Below are 15709 nucleotides of genomic sequence, written 5' to 3'. Positions count from 1 at the left end.
CCTCCTTAAACTTCGCGGGCGACAGCTTGCGTGAGCTTCGCCGGCAGCTTGAATTCGACTTTTTCCTCACGGCCCGCCATCGTCGTGACCTCGACGGGCCCCAGCGCGCGCAGCGCGCCGATTACATCTTCGACCATCTCCTCGGGCGCGGACGCCCCGGCGGTCAGCCCGACGGTGGTTGCGTTCGCGAACCATTCGGCCTTCACTTCCGAGCCGTCGGCGACGAGGTAGCTCGGCACACCGCTTTCGGTGCCGATCTCGCGCAGGCGGTTCGAGTTCGAACTGTTGGTCGCGCCGACGACGAGCAGCACGTCGACCTCCGCGCTCAGCTCGCGCACCGCCGCCTGGCGGTTCTGCGTCGCATAGCAGATGTCGCGCGTGTCCGGCCCGACGATGTCGGTGAACCGGCGCTGCAACGCCTCGATGATGCCGCGCGTGTCGTCGACCGACAGCGTCGTCTGCGTGACGTAGGCCACCGGCGTATCGACCGGCAGCGTCAGCGTGTCGACCTCGGCCTCGCTCTGGACGAGCGTCACCTCGCCCGGAATCTGGCCGATCGTGCCCTCGACTTCCGGATGGCCCGCATGGCCGATCAGGATCAGCCGGCGGCCCGCCGCGACGTACTGGCGGCCCTGCACGTGCACTTTCGTGACGAGCGGGCAGGTGGCGTCGAGCACGTCGAGCCCGCGCGCTTGCGCGTCGCGCTCGACCGTCTGGGCGACACCGTGCGCGCTGAAGATCGCGACAGCGCCGTGGGGCACCTCGTCGAGTTCCTCAACGAATCGCGCCCCTTTATTACGCAGATTTTCGACGACGTGCCGGTTATGGACAATCTCATGACGCACATAAACCGGCGCGCCGTGCTGTTGCAGCGCGCGATCGACAATCTCGATCGCACGGACAACCCCCGCACAAAAGCCGCGGGGCTGGGCAAGGATGACTCGCATATTGAGCGAACTCCGACGACAGACGCGGGGTTCGAGGGAGCCGGCATGCCAGCTCGATCGCCCCGACTTGATGTTATGAATGCAGGAAGGAACGACCCGGCACCCCGAATTAATCGCGCATTTTAACCCTATCGGCCAGTCCTTGCTTCGGTGCCGTTTCAATCGTGTTGCAATCGCGGGACGGGCGCGTCGGCGCCCGCGCGCGCGGAACCCAGTAAACTAGGCGGTTTCGCCGGCAACCTTGCGGTTGCCTGACGTCGAGCATTTTTCAAGGCCTCGCGATGACCGTCGATTCCCACGACCCGTTCCGCGCCGTTCCCGGCGTTTTCAATCCGACCCCGATTGCCGTTTCGGCGCCCGCCGCCGCCGGCCGGCGCGCCTGCCTGGGCGGCGCACGACGGGGGGCGTGCCGATGATGCTGGTGATCGCTTTCCTGCTGTCCTGCCTGTCGCTCGTGATCTGGATCGTCCTGCTGGCCGCGCGCGGCGGCTTCTGGCGCGCGCAGCCGGCGCGGCCGCTGCCGCCTGAAGCCCGCGGCGCGGCGGCGGAGGCCGGCTGGCCGGCCGTCGTCGCGGTCGTGCCGGCCCGCAACGAAGCCGACGTGATCGCCCGCGCGGCGACGTCGCTGCTCGAACAGGCATACGACGGCCCATTTCACTTGATCATCGTCGACGACCACAGCGACGACGGCACCGCCGACGCGGCCCGCGCGGCGGCGCTCGCGATCAACCGCGCCGACCGCCTGACCGTGCTCGCCGCGAAGCCGCTGCCGGCGGGCTGGTCGGGCAAGGTGTGGGCGCAGTCGCAGGGAATTGCGGCGGTGCGCACGCTCGGCCTGCCGGCCGACTACCTGCTGCTGACCGACGCCGACATCGGCCATCCGCCGGATGCCGTCGCCCAGCTCGTCACGCGCGCGCAGGCCGAGCAGCGCGACCTGGTGTCGCTGATGGTGCGGCTGCGCTGCGATTCGTTCTGGGAAAAGGCGCTGATCCCGGCGTTCGTGTTCTTCTTCGCGAAGCTCTACCCGTTCTCGTGGATCAACAATCCGCGCAACAAGACGGCCGGCGCGGCGGGCGGCTGCATGCTCGTGAAGCGCACGGCGCTCGAGGAGGCCGGCGGCATCGAGTCGATCCGCAACGCGCTGATCGACGACTGCAGCCTCGCCGCGCAGATCAAGCATCGCGGCGACGGCCGCCACCCGATCCGGCTCGACCTCGCCGATCGCAGCGTGTCGCTGCGCCCGTACGACAGCTGGCGCGACATCTGGAACATGATCGCGCGCACCGCGTTCACGCAGCTCCACTATTCGCCGGTGCTGCTGGCCGGCACGCTGCTCGGCATGACGATCATCTATCTGGTGCCGCCCGTCGCGGCGCTCGCGTACGGCGCGCGCGCATGGCCGGCGTGGCTCGCGTGGGCGTCGATGTGCACCGCGTATGCGCCGATGCTGCGCTACTACCGGCGCTCGCCGTGGTGGGCGCCCGCGCTGCCGCTCATCGCGGCGTTCTATGTGGGCGCGACCTTCGCGTCCGCGTGGCGCTATTGGCGCGGCAAGGGCGGGCAGTGGAAGGCGCGCGTGCAGGCGCCGGTCGACCGCTGAGCATTCGGGCCGGGGCCGCGACGCGGGCCGGCCGGAAACAAAAAGGGGCGGCGCAATGCCGCCCCTCGATGGCCCAGCCCCGCGCTTATCGCTGGGTGAGCATCATGTACATCTGGATCACCACGTCCGGCGAGAACGTGAACGGCACCCAGCCGTAGCCGGTGTGGCGCGCGACCAGCAAGCGGTCGCCGTTTGCCTGCTTCTGCACCGCCATCATCGGATTCTTCGTCGACACGAAGCGCCAGCCGGCCGGGATGCCCGGCGGCGGCTCCGGCTCCATCGACGCGCGCGCGTGCGCGAGTTCCTCGATCAGCTGGCCCAGTTGCTCGGGCTGGAGCGTGATCGATTCGCCGTTGACGGTCAGCGTGATCTCGTTCTGCGACGGGCGCGCGACGTGCAGCGTCGGTTTGTTCGCTGATGCGGCGGGCACGGCGGGCGCGTCGGCCGCTACCTCGGCCGCCGGCGCGGATTCCGGCTGCGCGGCTGCTGCTGCGGTTTCGGCTGCTGCTTCGGTTGCTGCGGGGCCGTGAGCGGCCGGCGCGGCGACGGCTTCCGGCGCGTTCGCGGCTTCCACGGCTTCGACGGCTTCCACCGCTTCGACGGCTTCCACCGTTTCCACCGTTTCGCCGGCTTCCACGGTATCCACCGACACCGCACCGTTGACGACGGCTTCGACGAGCGCCTCGGCGTCGGCGATGGCCTTCTCATGACGCTGCGCGGCGGCTTCCGCTTCCGCGAGTGCCTCGGTGTGGCGCTGCGTGATCGCTTCGGCTTGCGCGGTGGCCTCGGCGTGGCGCTGCGCGGCGGCCTGGGCCTGCGCGATCGCTTCGGTGTGGCGCTGCGTGACGGCCTCCGCCTGCGCGGTTGCTTCCGCGTGGCGTTGCGCGGCGGCTTCGGCTTCGGCGACGGCCTGGGTGTGGCGCAGCGTGATGGCCTCCGCCTGCGCGGTTGCTTCGGCATGGCGTTGCGCGGCGGCCTCGGCTTCGGCGACGGCTTCGGCATGGCGCTGCGCGACGGCCTCTGCCTGCGCGGCTGCGTCGGCGTGGCGCTGCGACGCGGCTTGCGCTTCGGCGATCGCGGCTGCGTGACGCTGCGCGGCCGCTTCGGCTTCCGCGGTCGCGGCGGCATGGCGCTGCGCGGCGGCGTCCGCCTCGGTGGCGGCGGCGTGGTGGCGTTGCGCGGCGGCCTCGGCCTCGGCGATCGCGGCCGCATGGCGTTGCGATGCGGCTTCGGCATCCGCGTGGCGCTGCGCGAGGGCTTCCGTCAGCGCGGTCGCTTCCGCGTGACGCTGCACGGCGGCGTCGGCCTGCGCGGCGGCCTCGGTGTGGCGCTGCGCGGCGGCTTGCGCCTCGGCGGTGGCTTCGGTGTGGCGCTTCAGCGCGGCTTCGGCCTCGGCGGCGGCCTGCGCATGGCGCTGGGCGGCAGCCTGCGCTTCGGTCTCGGCTGCGGCATGACGTTGGGCGGCCGTTTCAGCCTCGGCCGCGGCTGCGCGCGCGAACGCGTCGGCGCTGCGTGCCGCCTGCTGGGCGGCGCGGTGATCATGGAGGAGCTGATCGACGCCGGCGATGAGCGCATCGATCTGATCGTTCAGGTTCATGCGTGCTTTCTCTACGTAAGACCCGCGATTTTACCCGCTGCGCCGATGCCGGTCCGCGCGCGACGTGTAACAAAGTGCAGGCACAGCGTCTGGGCGCGCGCGCCTGTGAGGGCGCCGCGCCTGAATTTCGGGGGAAAAGGGGGGCGACGCACGCGGCGCAGCACGTGGCGCGGGAACAACGCGCGGGCGTCGGCAGCGCAGCGTTCCGCCGCCTCCCGCCCGCGTCACGTCACTTCAGGTAGCCCGCCGAGCGGAACCAGTCGAGCGCGTCGCGCAGCCCGTCGCGATACGGCCGGGCGCGGTAGCCGAGTTCGCGCTCCGCCTTCGCGGACGTGAAGTACATCTTGTTCTTCGACATCCGCAGCGCATCCACGGTGACGAACGGCTCCTTCTTCGTGAACTTCGCGACCGCTTCCGCGCCGAGCGCGAGCGGATAGAGCGGCCAGCGCGGCAGCGCGAGCGTCGGCGCCTTGCGGCCCGTCATCTGCGCGATGTCGGCCAGCATCTGCTGCAGCGGCAGGTTCTCGCCGCCGAGGATGTAGCGCTCGCCGATCCGGCCGTGCTCGAGCGCGAGGAAGTGGCCGTGCGCGACGTCGTCGACGTGCACGAGGTTCAGGCCCGTGTCGACGAACGCGGGCATCTTGCCGAGCGCCGCCTCGACGATGATGCGGCCGGTGGGCGTCGGCTTCACGTCGCGCGGGCCGATCGGCGTCGACGGGTTGACGATCACCGCGGGCAGCCCTTCGTCGGCGATCATCCGCTCGACCGCGCGCTCGGCGAGCACCTTGCTGCGCTTGTACACGCCGATCGCCTGCTCGGGCGTGAGCGGCGCGTTCTCGTCGGCCGCGTGGCCGGCGCTCGTGACCTTCAGCGTCGCGACGCTGCTCGTGTAGACGATCCGCTCGACGCCCTCGGCGCGCGCCGCGCGCATCGTCGCGACCGCGCCCTCGAGGTTCGCGCGCTCGATCTCGAGCGGGTCGGGCGCCCACAGGCGGTAGTCGGCCGCGACGTGCAGCAGGTAGCGCACGCCGCGCAGCGCGGTGCGCATCGACGCCTCGTCGCGCATGTCGCCGGTGACGATCTCGGCGTCGAGGCCCGCGACGTTCGTGCGCGGGCTGGTCGGGCGCACGAGCACGCGCACCGCATAGCCCTTCTGCTGCGCGATGCGCGCGACGGCCGAGCCGACGAAACCGGATGCGCCGGTGACCAGAACGAGATCGCGGGAGGTATCAGTCATGCAAGTCCTTGTGGCCGCGCGCGGGCCGCGCGGCAGTTGTGCGTCGTGCGAGATTGTACGTGTTCGGCGCGCGCGGCGACGGCGGGGCGGCGCGCCCGCCGGCACTGACAGCCCGCCGCCGACCCGACTACAATGCCGGGCTTGGATGCAACCGGAAGCAACTGGAGGGCGACGACGATGAGCCGCGACGAACATGACGAACGGATCGAGACCTACTACGTACGGGTGCGCGGCGTCGTGCAGGGCGTCGGGTTCCGCCATGCGACGGTGCGCGAGGCGCACGCGCTGAAGCTGCGCGGCTGGGTGTCGAACCTCGAGGACGGCAGCGTCGAGGCGATGATCCAGGGTCCCGGCCCGCAGATCGACCGGATGCTCGCGTGGCTGCGGCACGGGCCGCCGGCGGCGCGCGTGACCGAAGTGACGTTCGAGGAACGGCATACCGACAAGCGCTACGAACGCTTCCAGCAGCAGTGAGCGCGCGATGACGGGGTATCCGGAGGCCGGGCGCGGCATCGCGCTGTCGGTGGCGGCGTCGATGCTGTTCGCGCTGCTGTCCGCATATGCGAAGCTGCTCGCGCCGCTCACGGGGCTCGACATCTTCGCGTGGCGGATCCTGTGGACCGCGCCGGGCGCGCTCGCGCTGATCGCGCTGCGCGGCCGCTGGCCCGTGTTCGTCGCGCTGCTCGGGCGGCTCGTGCGCGACTGGCGCCTGTGGATCGCGCTGCCCGCGAGCGCCGCGCTGCTCGGCCTGCAGCTGTGGCTGTTCCTGTGGGCGCCGCTGCACGGGCGGATGCTCGAAGTGTCGCTCGGCTATTTCCTGCTGCCGCTGACGATGGTGCTCGTCGGCCGCTTCTACTATCGCGAGCGGCTCGATCCGCTGCAATGGGCGGCGATCGCGTGCGCCGCGCTCGGCGTCGCGCACGAGGTGTGGGCGACGCGCGCGTTCGCGTGGCCGACGCTCGTCGTCGCGCTCGGCTATCCGCCGTATTTCGTGCTGCGCCGCCGGATCAACGCCGATTCGCTGGCCGCGTTCGCGCTCGAGGTGGCGCTGCTGTGCCCGGTCGCGTTCGTGACGGTCGCCGCGAGCGCGACGCCGGTGGCGAGCCGCCCGGTGCTGTGGGCGGTGCTGCTGCCGGGGCTCGGCGCGCTCAGCACGCTCGCGCTCGCGAGCTACCTGAAGGCGAGCCGGATGCTGCCGATGGTGCTGTTCGGCATCCTCGGCTACGTCGAGCCGGTGCTGCTCGTCGCCGTGTCGCTGCTGCTGCTCGGCGAGACGCTCACCGTCGCGAAGCTCGCGACCTACGGGCCGATCTGGGTCGCGGTCGCGCTCACCGCGTGGCACAGCGCGATGCTGATGCGGCGGCTGCCCGCGCGCTGAGCGTCGCGCACGCTTCGCTGCTGCATCCGGCGGCGCAGGGCGCGCGCCTGCCGCACGCGGTCGGCGTCGGGCTGGCCGCGGACGCATGCGCGCTCGGCCTGATGATGGCGCTGGCGAGTGCGGGAATGTGGATGGCGCGAAGGCGCAGTGCGGCTGCCTGAGCCGCGCGGTGTCGCGGGCGCAGGGCGTCGCGGAAATCCCGGCCCGTGCGGCGCGGGTGCGCGCCTAGTGAGGTGAGCCGATACGGGAGCGGGGCGGGTGCGGCGCGTCGTCCGTGTCCGCTTCGCTGTGCTCGTCGTCGGCGTCGTCGGCCCGTTCCGCGAGCACCGCGTCCGCCTCGGCGGCCGCCTTCGCGGCGCGCAGCCCCCGGCAGCGCTGCGCATGCCGGATATCCGACAGCACCCTCAAGAGCCGCGTCGTCTTGCTTTTCATCTGTTTCTCCTGCCTGTCGCGCGTCTCGTCGGATGCGCTCCCTGAATCCAGTGTAGGACGCGCATCCGCGCGCGGCAGGAGAATGTGGCGTGCATGCCGCACGCCAAGGGATATTACTGAGCCGCGGCGGCCACCGGCGCCTGCGCCGCCTCTTCGCGGCGCTCTTCCACGCAGCGCTGATGCTGGCGCGACAGGCGGTTCATCATCGGCAGCAGCAGCAGCGCGAGCAGCATGCCGATCGCCGCGAGCCAGCCGAGCTTCTCGAACAGCGACAGGTAGAGCGGCAGCGATTCGGTCGCCGGCAGGTCGTGCGACGGCATCTGCGCGAAGTTCGCGACCACGCTGCCCAGGTACTGCGACACGCCGGTCGCGACGAAGTACGCGCCCATCATGAAGCCGCTCATGCGTGCCGGCACGTAGCGGGCGATCATCGCGAGGCCGAGGCCGCTCACCAGCAGCTCGCCGAGCGAGTAGAGGCCGTAGCCCCACACCATGAACCACGACGACACGCGGCCGTCCACCGCGTAGCGGCCGCTGATCGTGAACACGAGGTAGCCGAGCGCGACCACGGCGAAGCCGAGCGCGTATTTCGCGGCGACCGGGAAATCGTGGCCGCGCTTCGAGATCTGGTTGTAGACGAGCACGAGCAGCGGGCTCAGCAGCATGATCCAGATCGGGTTGAGCGCCTGGAACTGCGCGGCGCTCCACGTGAACAGCGTCGTGCCGAACACGATGAAGCGCGGATCGACGTTGCGCAGCGCGAACAGCGTGAGCGACGTCGACATCTGCACGTAGAAGATGAAGAACAGGATCACCTGGCCGATCAGCACGAGCGCCGCGATCAGGCCGGCGCGCTCCGAGCGCTCCGACTTCGCGATCATGTACGCGAAGATCGCAAGGATCGCGAACGCCGCGGTCCACACGCTCGCGACCGCCAGCTGCTTGTGCTGCAGCACGTACAGCGTGACGAGCGCGAGCGCCGCGCCGCCGGCCGCGACCGCACCGAGGCGCTTCCAGCGGATCGGCTCGTCGTCGGGCTGCGAGCCGATGTGCGCGAGCGTGCGGTGCATCAGCACGAAGTTGAGGATCGCGAGCAGCATGCCGCCGCAGCAGACCGCGAACGCGGTGTGCCAGCCCCAGTGGTCCTTGATCCACGGCGTCGCGAGCATCGACACGGTCGAGCCGATGTTGACCGCCATGTAGTAGATCGTGAACGCGCTGTCGATGCGCGCGTCGTCGCCTTCGTAGATGCGGCGCACGAGGTTCGCGGCGTTCGCCTTGAACAGGCCGTTGCCGACCACGATCACGCCGAGCGACGTGTACATGTAGACGAGCTGGTCGTTCGGCACCGCGAGCATCAGGTAGCCGGCGCACAGCACGGCCGCGCCGATGATCATCGTGCGGCGCGCGCCGAGCACCTTGTCGCCGATCCAGCCGCCGATCGACGGCGACGCGTAGACGAGCGCGGTAAACGCGCCCCAGGTCAGGTTCGCGTGGCTGTCGGTGAAGCCGAGCTTGTCGACCATGAAGAGGACGAGGAGCGCGGCCATCCCGTAGTAGCCGAAGCGCTCCCACATCTCGATGAGGAAGACCGTCGTAAACGATCGGGTTTGTGAAACAGGTGAATGCATGATCAATCTCGGTGAGTGCGGGCGGCGCGGATCACGCGTCGCCGAGGGTCGGTCTGGCGCCTGTACGCATTGGCCGGGTAGGCGCGCGAAGGCGGCGGCGGCAGTCGGGCGGGCTGGCCCTTGCCGGGGTCAGGCGTCGCGCGCGCCGGGCGGCGAAGGGCCGCGGCCGGCGCGCGACTGGTAACGTTTACAGGGTCGACGCGTCAGGTCCGTGCCACACCGGGAAATCCCTGATGTGTCAGGAGCTTTCAGGAACATTCGTCTCTTCATGTCTTTGTAAGCTCTTGTCAAGCGACTCCGAAGAATCCCGGAGAGCCGCGTGCAGCTTGCCTGTGGAGGCGGCGAGTCTGGCAAGATAGCGCGTTTCCCGGCCTCGGCCGGGGGGTGTTTAGCCCTATACGCGCAACGCCCAGGATGTCCGTAAACCCGAAGACTAAGCTATATCGATCTAACTTAGTTATTTTCCATCAAACATTTTTTGACGACCCCTTTTCGGCCTGCTATGGTTCCCCCCACTGAAAACACACGGCCCGCCGACGCTGCCGCCGCCCTGGGCAGCAAGATCCGCGCGTTGCGACAACGACTGAAACGCACGCTCGATGAAACGGCGACAGCCGCGGGTATTTCGAAACCGTTTCTGTCGCAAGTCGAGCGCGGACTCGCGTCGCCATCGCTGACGTCGTTGGCCGGCATCGCGCAGGCGCTCGGCGTGACGGTGCAGTATTTCGTCGACACGCCGAGCGAGGAGCGCTCGGTGTGCCGCGGCGAGCAGCTGCGCTTCTTCGGGTTTGCCGATTCGGCCAACCTGTTCGCGCGGCTGACGAACGTGACCGAAGGGCGTCAGCTCGAGGCGATCCTCGTGCGGATGCCGCCCGGTCAGAAGCGGTCTGAAGTGACGACGCATGCAGGAGAGGAATTCCTGTATGTGATCGAAGGGGAAGTGTCGCTGACACTGGAAGGCAAGACATTCGTCCTGTCGGCCGGCGACAGCGCGCACTATCAGTCGACGGTCCCGCACAGCTGGGTCAACACCGCGAAGGTGGAGTCGGTGGTGGTCTGGGTCGGTACGCCGAGGCTGTTCTAACGCACGGATATTCCTTCGTTCCAGCGACGGATTATCTGTCGAAAGGAACGTAAGGAATACTAAGATGAGATACGAGATTCACGGGCCTCCCCGATCGCTGCGTTCTGCAGCGTTCCTCGCGTAACCGCGGCGTCCCGCCGCGCCACACGCACCGCACAACCACACTGAACTGTCACGATGAAATCCTTGCATGCCATGTCGGCCGTGCTGGCCGCGCTCGCCCTGTCGACGCAAACCGCATCCGCCGTTACCGTCCCGTCGAACGTCGCGCTCGCCGCGCAGCAGGACCTGACGCGTCAGGTGCCCGCCGAAGTCGAATCGCTCGATCCCGCGCACATCGAGTCGTGGACGGGCAACACGATCGGCCTCGACCTGTTCGAAGGGCTCGCGCGCATCGACGCGGCCGGCCAGGTCGTGCCGGGCGTCGCGCAGTCGTGGGAGCGCAAGACGCCGCAAACGTGGCTCTTCAAGCTGCGCCGCGATGCGAAGTGGAGCAACGGCCAGCCGGTGACCGCGGCCGATTTCGTCTATGCGTGGCAGCGCCTCGTCGATCCGAAGACGGGCTCGAAGTACACGATCCTCGTCGAGTTCGTGAAGAGCTCGAAGCAGATCATCGCCGGCAAGGCCGCGCCGTCGACGCTCGGCGTGCGCGCGGTCGATCCGTACACGCTCGAGGTGTCGACCGACGTGCCGGTCGCGTTCTTCCCGGAACTGACCGCGATGGCGCCGCTCGCGCCGGTGAACAAGGACACGGTGGCGAAGTTCGGCGACGCATGGACGCGCCCGGGCAACATCGTCAGCAACGGCGCGTACCAGCTCGTCGACTGGCAGCCGAACAACCGCATCGTGATCACGAAGGACGCGAAGTACTGGAACGCGCCGAAGGTCGTGATCAACAAGGTGACGTACCTGCCGATCGAGAGCGACGAAACGGCGATGCGCATGTACCAGGCCGGCCAGATCGACTACAGCTACTCGATTCCGTCGGGCATCTTCCAGCAGGTCAGCAAGCAGTTCGGCGGCGAACTGCGCCAGGGCCTGCAGCTCGCGACGTACTACTACTACCTGAACAACAGCGATCCGGCGCTGAAGGACAAGCGCGTGCGCCAGGCCCTGTCGATGGTCGTCGATCGCGACGTGCTGACCACGAAGCTCACGCAGGCCGGCGAGAAGCCGATGTACGGGCTGATGCCGAACGGCACGAAGGGCGTGCAGTCGTTCACGCCGGAATGGGCGTCGTGGCCGATGGCCAAGCGCGTCGACTACGCGAAGAACCTGCTGAAGCAGGCCGGCTACTCGGACGCGAAGCCGCTGTCGTTCACGCTGACGTACAACACCAACGACCTGCACAAGAAGGTCGCGCTGTTCACCGCGTCGGAATGGCGCACGAAGCTCGGCGTCGACACGAAGCTCGAGAACGTCGAGTTCAAGGTGCTGATGAAGGACCGGCATGACGGCAAGGTGCAGATCGCGCGCGACGGCTGGTTCGCCGACTACAACGACGCGATGACGTTCTTCGACCTGCTGCGCTGCGGCAGCTCGCAGAACACCGTCGGCTACTGCAACAAGCAGGCCGACGCGCTCGTCGACGAAGGCAACCAGAAGCTCGACGACAAGGCGCGCGCCGCGCTGCTCACGCAGGCGCACGACCTCGCGCTGAACGACACGCCGATGGTGCCGCTGTTCCAGTACTCGGCCGACCGCCTTGTCAAGCCTTACGTCGGCGGCTACTCGCTGAAGAACGTGATCGACATGCGTGCTTCGCAGGACATGTACCTGATCAAGCACTGAGCGGAGCGATCATGCTGGCCTACGCTTTGAGACGCACGTTGTGGGCGGTGCCGACGATCCTCGCGGTCGTCACCGTCTGCTACCTGCTGCTGCATTTCACGCCGGGCGGACCGTTCGATACGGAAAAGCAGTTGTCCGCCGCGACGCTCGCGAACCTGAACGCGAAGTACCACCTCGACGAGCCGCTGTGGAAGCAGTACCTGCTCTACCTGGACGCGCTGGTGCACGGCGATCTCGGCCCGTCGTTCCGCTATGTCGACTGGTCGGTGAACGATCTCGTGAAGAAGGCGCTGCCGGTGAGCATCGGCGTGGGCGGCATCTCGATTCCGATCTCGATCGGGCTCGGCGTGCTGCTCGGCACCGTCGCGGCGGTGCGCCGCGACAGCATCGTCGACCGCTTCGTGATGCTGCTCGGCAACTTCGGCAACGTCGTGCCGCCGTTCGTGCTCGGCCCGGTGCTCGTGTGGATCTTCGCGATCCTGCTGAAGACGTCGGCCGGCAACGGCTGGCTGCCGGCGGGCGGCTGGGGCGACGGTGGCTGGCAGTACCGGCTGCTGCCGATCGTGCTGCTCACCTTCATCAACGTGTCGCTGCTCGCCCGCGTGATGCGCGGCTCGATGATCGAGACGCTGTCGAGCAACTTCATCCGCACCGCGCGCGCGAAGGGCCTGCCGGGCTCGACGATCGTGCTGCGCCACGCGCTCAAGCCCGCGCTGATGCCGGTCGTGTCGCTGTTCGGCACGGTCTGCATCACGTCGATCACGGCGGCGGTCGTCACCGAATCGGTGTTCGCGCTGCCGGGGCTCGGGCAGCTCGTCGTGAACGGCGCGATCAACCGCGACTACACGCTGGTGCTCGGCCTCGTCGTGCTGACGACCGTCTGCGCGGTGCTGTTCAACCTGCTGGTCGACCTCGCGTATGCGTGGCTCGATCCGCGGATCCGTTATTGAGCGAGGCACAGCGATGACTCCGACTACTCCCGTCGTCAGCCTGCCCGCGCAGGCCGACGCGCCGCCGCGCTCGCGCTCGCCGCTCGCGCTGGCCCTCTCCCGTTTCCTGCATAACCGCGCGGCGGTGCTGAGCCTCGTGCTGCTCGTGCTGATCACGCTCGCGTGCTTCGCCGGCCCGTGGCTGCTCGCGGCCGATCCGTCCGCCAGCGACTGGGGCTCGATCAGCCTCGCGCCGACCTGGGCGAACCAGCACTGGTTCGGCACCGACGAGCTCGGCCGCGACCTGCTCGTGCGCACGCTGATCGGCGGCCGCGTGTCGATCGAGGTCGGCCTGCTCGGCACGCTCGTGTCGGGCCTGTTCGGCGTCGCGTGGGGCGCGACCGCGGGCTTCGCGGGCGGCCGCGTGGACGCCGTGATGATGCGCATCGTCGACATGATGTACGCGATCCCGTACCTGCTGATCGCGATCCTGATGATGACCCTGTTCGGCCGCTCGTTCATGCTCGTCGTGCTGACCATCAGCGCGTTTTCGTGGATCGACATGGCGCGCGTCGTGCGCGGCCAGACGCTGTCGCTGCGCAACCGCGAATTCGTCGATGCGGCACGCGCGATCGGCGTGTCGCCGGCGTCGATCGTGCTGCGCCACGTCGTGCCGAACCTGCTCGGCGTGGTCGTCGTGTACGCGACCGTGTCGGTGCCGAACATCGTGCTGACCGAATCGGTGCTGTCGTTCCTCGGCCTCGGCGTGCAGGAGCCGATGACGAGCTGGGGCGTGCTGATCCAGGACGGCGCGCAGAAACTCGAATCGATGCCGTGGCTGCTGCTGGCCCCGGCCGTCATGCTGTGCGTGACGCTCTACTGCGTGAACTTCGTCGGCGACGGCCTGCGTGACGCGCTCGACCCGAAGGATCGCTGAGATGAAACGACTCCCACACTCGCTTCGTTCGCTCGGGGGGGCGCAGCCCCCCCGTCTCCCCCAGGCGCTTCCATCGAAGTGCGTAGCGGCCCGGCGGAGGCTGACATGACTGCACTACTCGAAGTCGACAATCTCGGCGTGCGCTTCACGCGCAAGGATGCGCCGCCGATCGACGCCGTGAGCGGCGTGTCGTTCTCCCTCGAAGCCGGCAAGACGCTCGGCATCGTCGGCGAATCGGGCTCGGGCAAGAGCCAGACCGTGATGGCGCTGCTCGGCCTGCTCGCCGGCAACGGCACGACGAGCGGCGAGGCGCGCTATCGCGGCGAGAACCTGCTCGCGATGAATACGCGCGCGCTGAACGCGGTGCGCGGCGACCGGATCGCGATGATCTTCCAGGATCCGATGACGTCGCTCAACCCGTTCCTGACGATCGAGCGGCAGATGACCGAAACGCTGCAGCTGCATCGCAAGCTGTCGCGCAAGGAGGCGACCAGGCGCGCGATCGAGGCGCTCGAATCGGTGCGCATTCCCGACGCAGCCCGCCGCATCCGCATGTATCCGCACGAGTTCTCGGGCGGCATGCGGCAGCGCGTGATGATCGCGATGGCGCTGCTGTCCGAGCCGGAAATCCTGATCGCCGACGAGCCGACCACCGCGCTCGACGTGACCGTGCAGGCGCAGATCATCGACCTGCTGCGCGAGCTGAACCGCGAGCGCGGCACCGCGATCGTGCTGATCACGCACGACATGGGCGTGGTCGCAGGCCTCGCCGACGACGTGATGGTCATGTATGCGGGCCGCACCGTCGAATACGCGCCGGCCGATTCGATCTTCGCGGCGCCGTCGCATCCGTACACGATCGGCCTGCTCAACGCGCTGCCGCGCCTGACCGACGCCGTCGATGCGCCGCTCGTCGCGATTCCGGGCAACCCGCCGATGCCGGGCACCGCGCCCGCCGGCTGCGCGTTCGCGAAACGCTGCGCGTATGCGGAGGGCCGCTGCGGCAACGCGCGTCCCGCGCTCGAAGCGTACGGCGCCGGCGGCGCGGTGCGTGCATGCCACCGGCCGGTGGCGGAACTGACCGGAGGGCTGCGATGAGCGACATCGATCTGGCGCAACGCGGATCGGCGGACGCGCTGCTGTCCGTCCAGGATCTGAAAGTACATTTCCGCGTGCCGCTCGGCGGCTATCCGTGGTCGCCGAAGGGAACGCTGCGCGCGGTCGACGGCGTGTCGTTCGACGTGAAGCGCGGCGAGACGGTCGGGCTCGTCGGCGAATCCGGCTGCGGCAAGTCGACGCTCGCGCGCGCGCTGATCGGCCTCGTGCCGATGACGGCCGGCAGCGTGAGCTGGCGCGGCCAGACGGTCGCGCCGAACCATTTGCGCGGCACCGCGATGCGGCGCGAAGTGCAGATGATCTTCCAGGATCCGCTCGCGTCGCTCGACCCGCGCATGACGATCGAGCAGATCGTCGCCGAGCCGCTCGTCACGCATCAGCCGGGCATCGGCCGCACCGAGGTGCGGCGCCGCGTGGTGTCGATGCTCGAGCGGGTGGGCCTCAATGCGCATCATCTGCTGCGCTATCCCCATGAATTTTCCGGCGGGCAGTGCCAGCGCGTCGGTATTGCGCGCGCGCTGATCGGCGAGCCGAAGCTCGTGATCTGCGACGAACCGGTGTCGGCGCTCGACGTGTCGATCCAGGCGCAGATCGTCAACCTGCTGCGCGACCTGCAGCGCGAACTGTCGTTGTCCTATCTGTTCGTCGCGCACGATCTCGCGGTGGTGAAGGCGATCAGCCAGCGCGTGCTGGTGATGTACCTCGGCCGCGTGATGGAGTTCGGCGCGCGGCACGACGTGTACGGCGCGCCGCAGCACCCGTATACGCGCGCGCTGCTCGACGCGGCGCCGACGCCGGAGCCGGCGCGCGAGCGCGCGCGGCGGCCGATGCTGCTGGCGGGCGAGATGCCGTCGCCGCTCAATCCGCCGTCGGGCTGCGCGTTCCGCACGCGCTGCCCGGAGGCGATCGACGCGTGCGCGCAGGACATCCCGCGGCCGGAAGTGCGGCACGGCTCGCCCGCGCGCGTCGCGTGCATCCGCGCGGGCGCGGGCTGACATACCCGGATAAACAAGCAGGCAGGTCGACAGGG

At 69.0% G+C, this 15709-nt stretch carries 14 protein-coding genes and 1 pseudogene; 10 read left to right on the top strand and 5 right to left on the bottom strand.

Annotated features, from left to right (window positions below):
• Positions 1-5: 5 nt before the first annotated feature.
• Positions 6-947 carry a 4-hydroxy-3-methylbut-2-enyl diphosphate reductase gene (gene ispH, locus HWY45_RS07940; protein ID WP_059565087.1) on the bottom strand — a complete coding sequence of 314 codons (942 nt, stop codon included), beginning with the start codon at positions 945-947 and terminating at the stop codon, positions 6-8.
• 412 nt (positions 948-1359) lie between these two features.
• Between ispH and HWY45_RS07935 the strand changes: the two genes are divergently transcribed.
• Entirely contained in the window at positions 1360-2547 is a 1188-nt protein-coding gene (locus HWY45_RS07935; RefSeq protein WP_059565088.1) for a glycosyltransferase, read from the top strand.
• 85 nt (positions 2548-2632) lie between these two features.
• Here the strand turns inward: HWY45_RS07935 and HWY45_RS07930 are convergent, their stop codons facing one another.
• Both HWY45_RS07930 and hpnA read right to left on the bottom strand, forming a co-directional pair.
• Complete coding sequence (locus HWY45_RS07930; RefSeq protein WP_059879299.1) at positions 2633-4144, bottom strand: hypothetical protein; 1512 nt, start codon at positions 4142-4144, stop codon at positions 2633-2635.
• Positions 4145-4373: 229 nt separating this feature from the next.
• Positions 4374-5381 carry a hopanoid-associated sugar epimerase gene (gene hpnA, locus HWY45_RS07925; RefSeq protein WP_059879302.1) on the bottom strand — a complete coding sequence of 336 codons (1008 nt, stop codon included), beginning with the start codon at positions 5379-5381 and terminating at the stop codon, positions 4374-4376.
• A gap of 177 nt (positions 5382-5558) precedes the next feature.
• Between hpnA and HWY45_RS07920 the strand changes: the two genes are divergently transcribed.
• The 3 genes and pseudogenes from HWY45_RS07920 to HWY45_RS07910 all read left to right on the top strand — a co-directional run.
• Positions 5559-5855: an acylphosphatase gene (locus HWY45_RS07920; RefSeq protein WP_059879305.1), complete on the top strand. Its 297-nt coding sequence runs from the start codon at positions 5559-5561 to the stop codon at positions 5853-5855.
• A gap of 7 nt (positions 5856-5862) precedes the next feature.
• Positions 5863-6759 carry an EamA family transporter RarD gene (gene rarD / locus HWY45_RS07915; protein ID WP_059879309.1) on the top strand — a complete coding sequence of 299 codons (897 nt, stop codon included), beginning with the start codon at positions 5863-5865 and terminating at the stop codon, positions 6757-6759.
• Positions 6744-6920, top strand: a pseudogene (locus tag HWY45_RS07910) (OpgC domain-containing protein); the annotation flags it as partial. The gene rarD and the pseudogene HWY45_RS07910, both read left to right, overlap by 16 nt.
• Positions 6921-6984: 64 nt before the next feature.
• On the opposite strand, the gene HWY45_RS07905 reads toward HWY45_RS07910, so the two are convergent.
• Complete coding sequence (locus HWY45_RS07905; protein ID WP_059879314.1) at positions 6985-7191, bottom strand: hypothetical protein; 207 nt, start codon at positions 7189-7191, stop codon at positions 6985-6987.
• 113 nt (positions 7192-7304) lie between these two features.
• Complete coding sequence (locus HWY45_RS07900; RefSeq protein WP_175038355.1) at positions 7305-8822, bottom strand: peptide MFS transporter; 1518 nt, start codon at positions 8820-8822, stop codon at positions 7305-7307.
• Positions 8823-9324: 502 nt separating this feature from the next.
• Here HWY45_RS07900 and HWY45_RS07895 point away from each other — a divergent pair.
• The 6 genes from HWY45_RS07895 to HWY45_RS07870 all read left to right on the top strand — a co-directional run bounded on the left by HWY45_RS07895 (position 9325) and on the right by HWY45_RS07870 (position 15674).
• Positions 9325-9906, top strand: coding sequence for a cupin domain-containing protein (locus HWY45_RS07895; protein ID WP_059879316.1), 582 nt, complete (start codon positions 9325-9327; stop codon positions 9904-9906).
• A gap of 177 nt (positions 9907-10083) precedes the next feature.
• Positions 10084-11697, top strand: a complete 1614-nt coding sequence (locus HWY45_RS07890; protein WP_059879319.1) for a peptide ABC transporter substrate-binding protein — start codon at positions 10084-10086, stop codon at positions 11695-11697.
• Between the two features lie 11 nt (positions 11698-11708).
• Complete coding sequence (locus HWY45_RS07885; protein WP_059879321.1) at positions 11709-12647, top strand: ABC transporter permease subunit; 939 nt, start codon at positions 11709-11711, stop codon at positions 12645-12647.
• Between the two features lie 13 nt (positions 12648-12660).
• The gene (locus tag HWY45_RS07880) at positions 12661-13563 is read left to right on the top strand and encodes an ABC transporter permease (RefSeq protein ID WP_059879324.1); all 903 of its coding nucleotides are present in this window, start codon (positions 12661-12663) and stop codon (positions 13561-13563) included.
• A 105-nt stretch (positions 13564-13668) separates the two neighbouring features.
• Positions 13669-14661, top strand: coding sequence for an ABC transporter ATP-binding protein (locus tag HWY45_RS07875; RefSeq protein ID WP_059879327.1), 993 nt, complete (start codon positions 13669-13671; stop codon positions 14659-14661).
• Complete coding sequence (locus HWY45_RS07870) at positions 14658-15674, top strand: ABC transporter ATP-binding protein (RefSeq protein ID WP_059879330.1); 1017 nt, start codon at positions 14658-14660, stop codon at positions 15672-15674. Before HWY45_RS07875 ends, HWY45_RS07870 begins: the two co-directional genes overlap by 4 nt.
• Positions 15675-15709 lie beyond the last annotated feature (35 nt).

Origin of the sequence: Burkholderia stagnalis (genome assembly GCF_902830275.1) — a bacterium.
In the GTDB taxonomy this organism is placed as follows: domain Bacteria; phylum Pseudomonadota; class Gammaproteobacteria; order Burkholderiales; family Burkholderiaceae; genus Burkholderia; species Burkholderia stagnalis.
The sequence above is the reverse complement of the archived record's forward strand: the minus strand, read 5'-3'. Positions and strand labels throughout refer to the sequence as shown.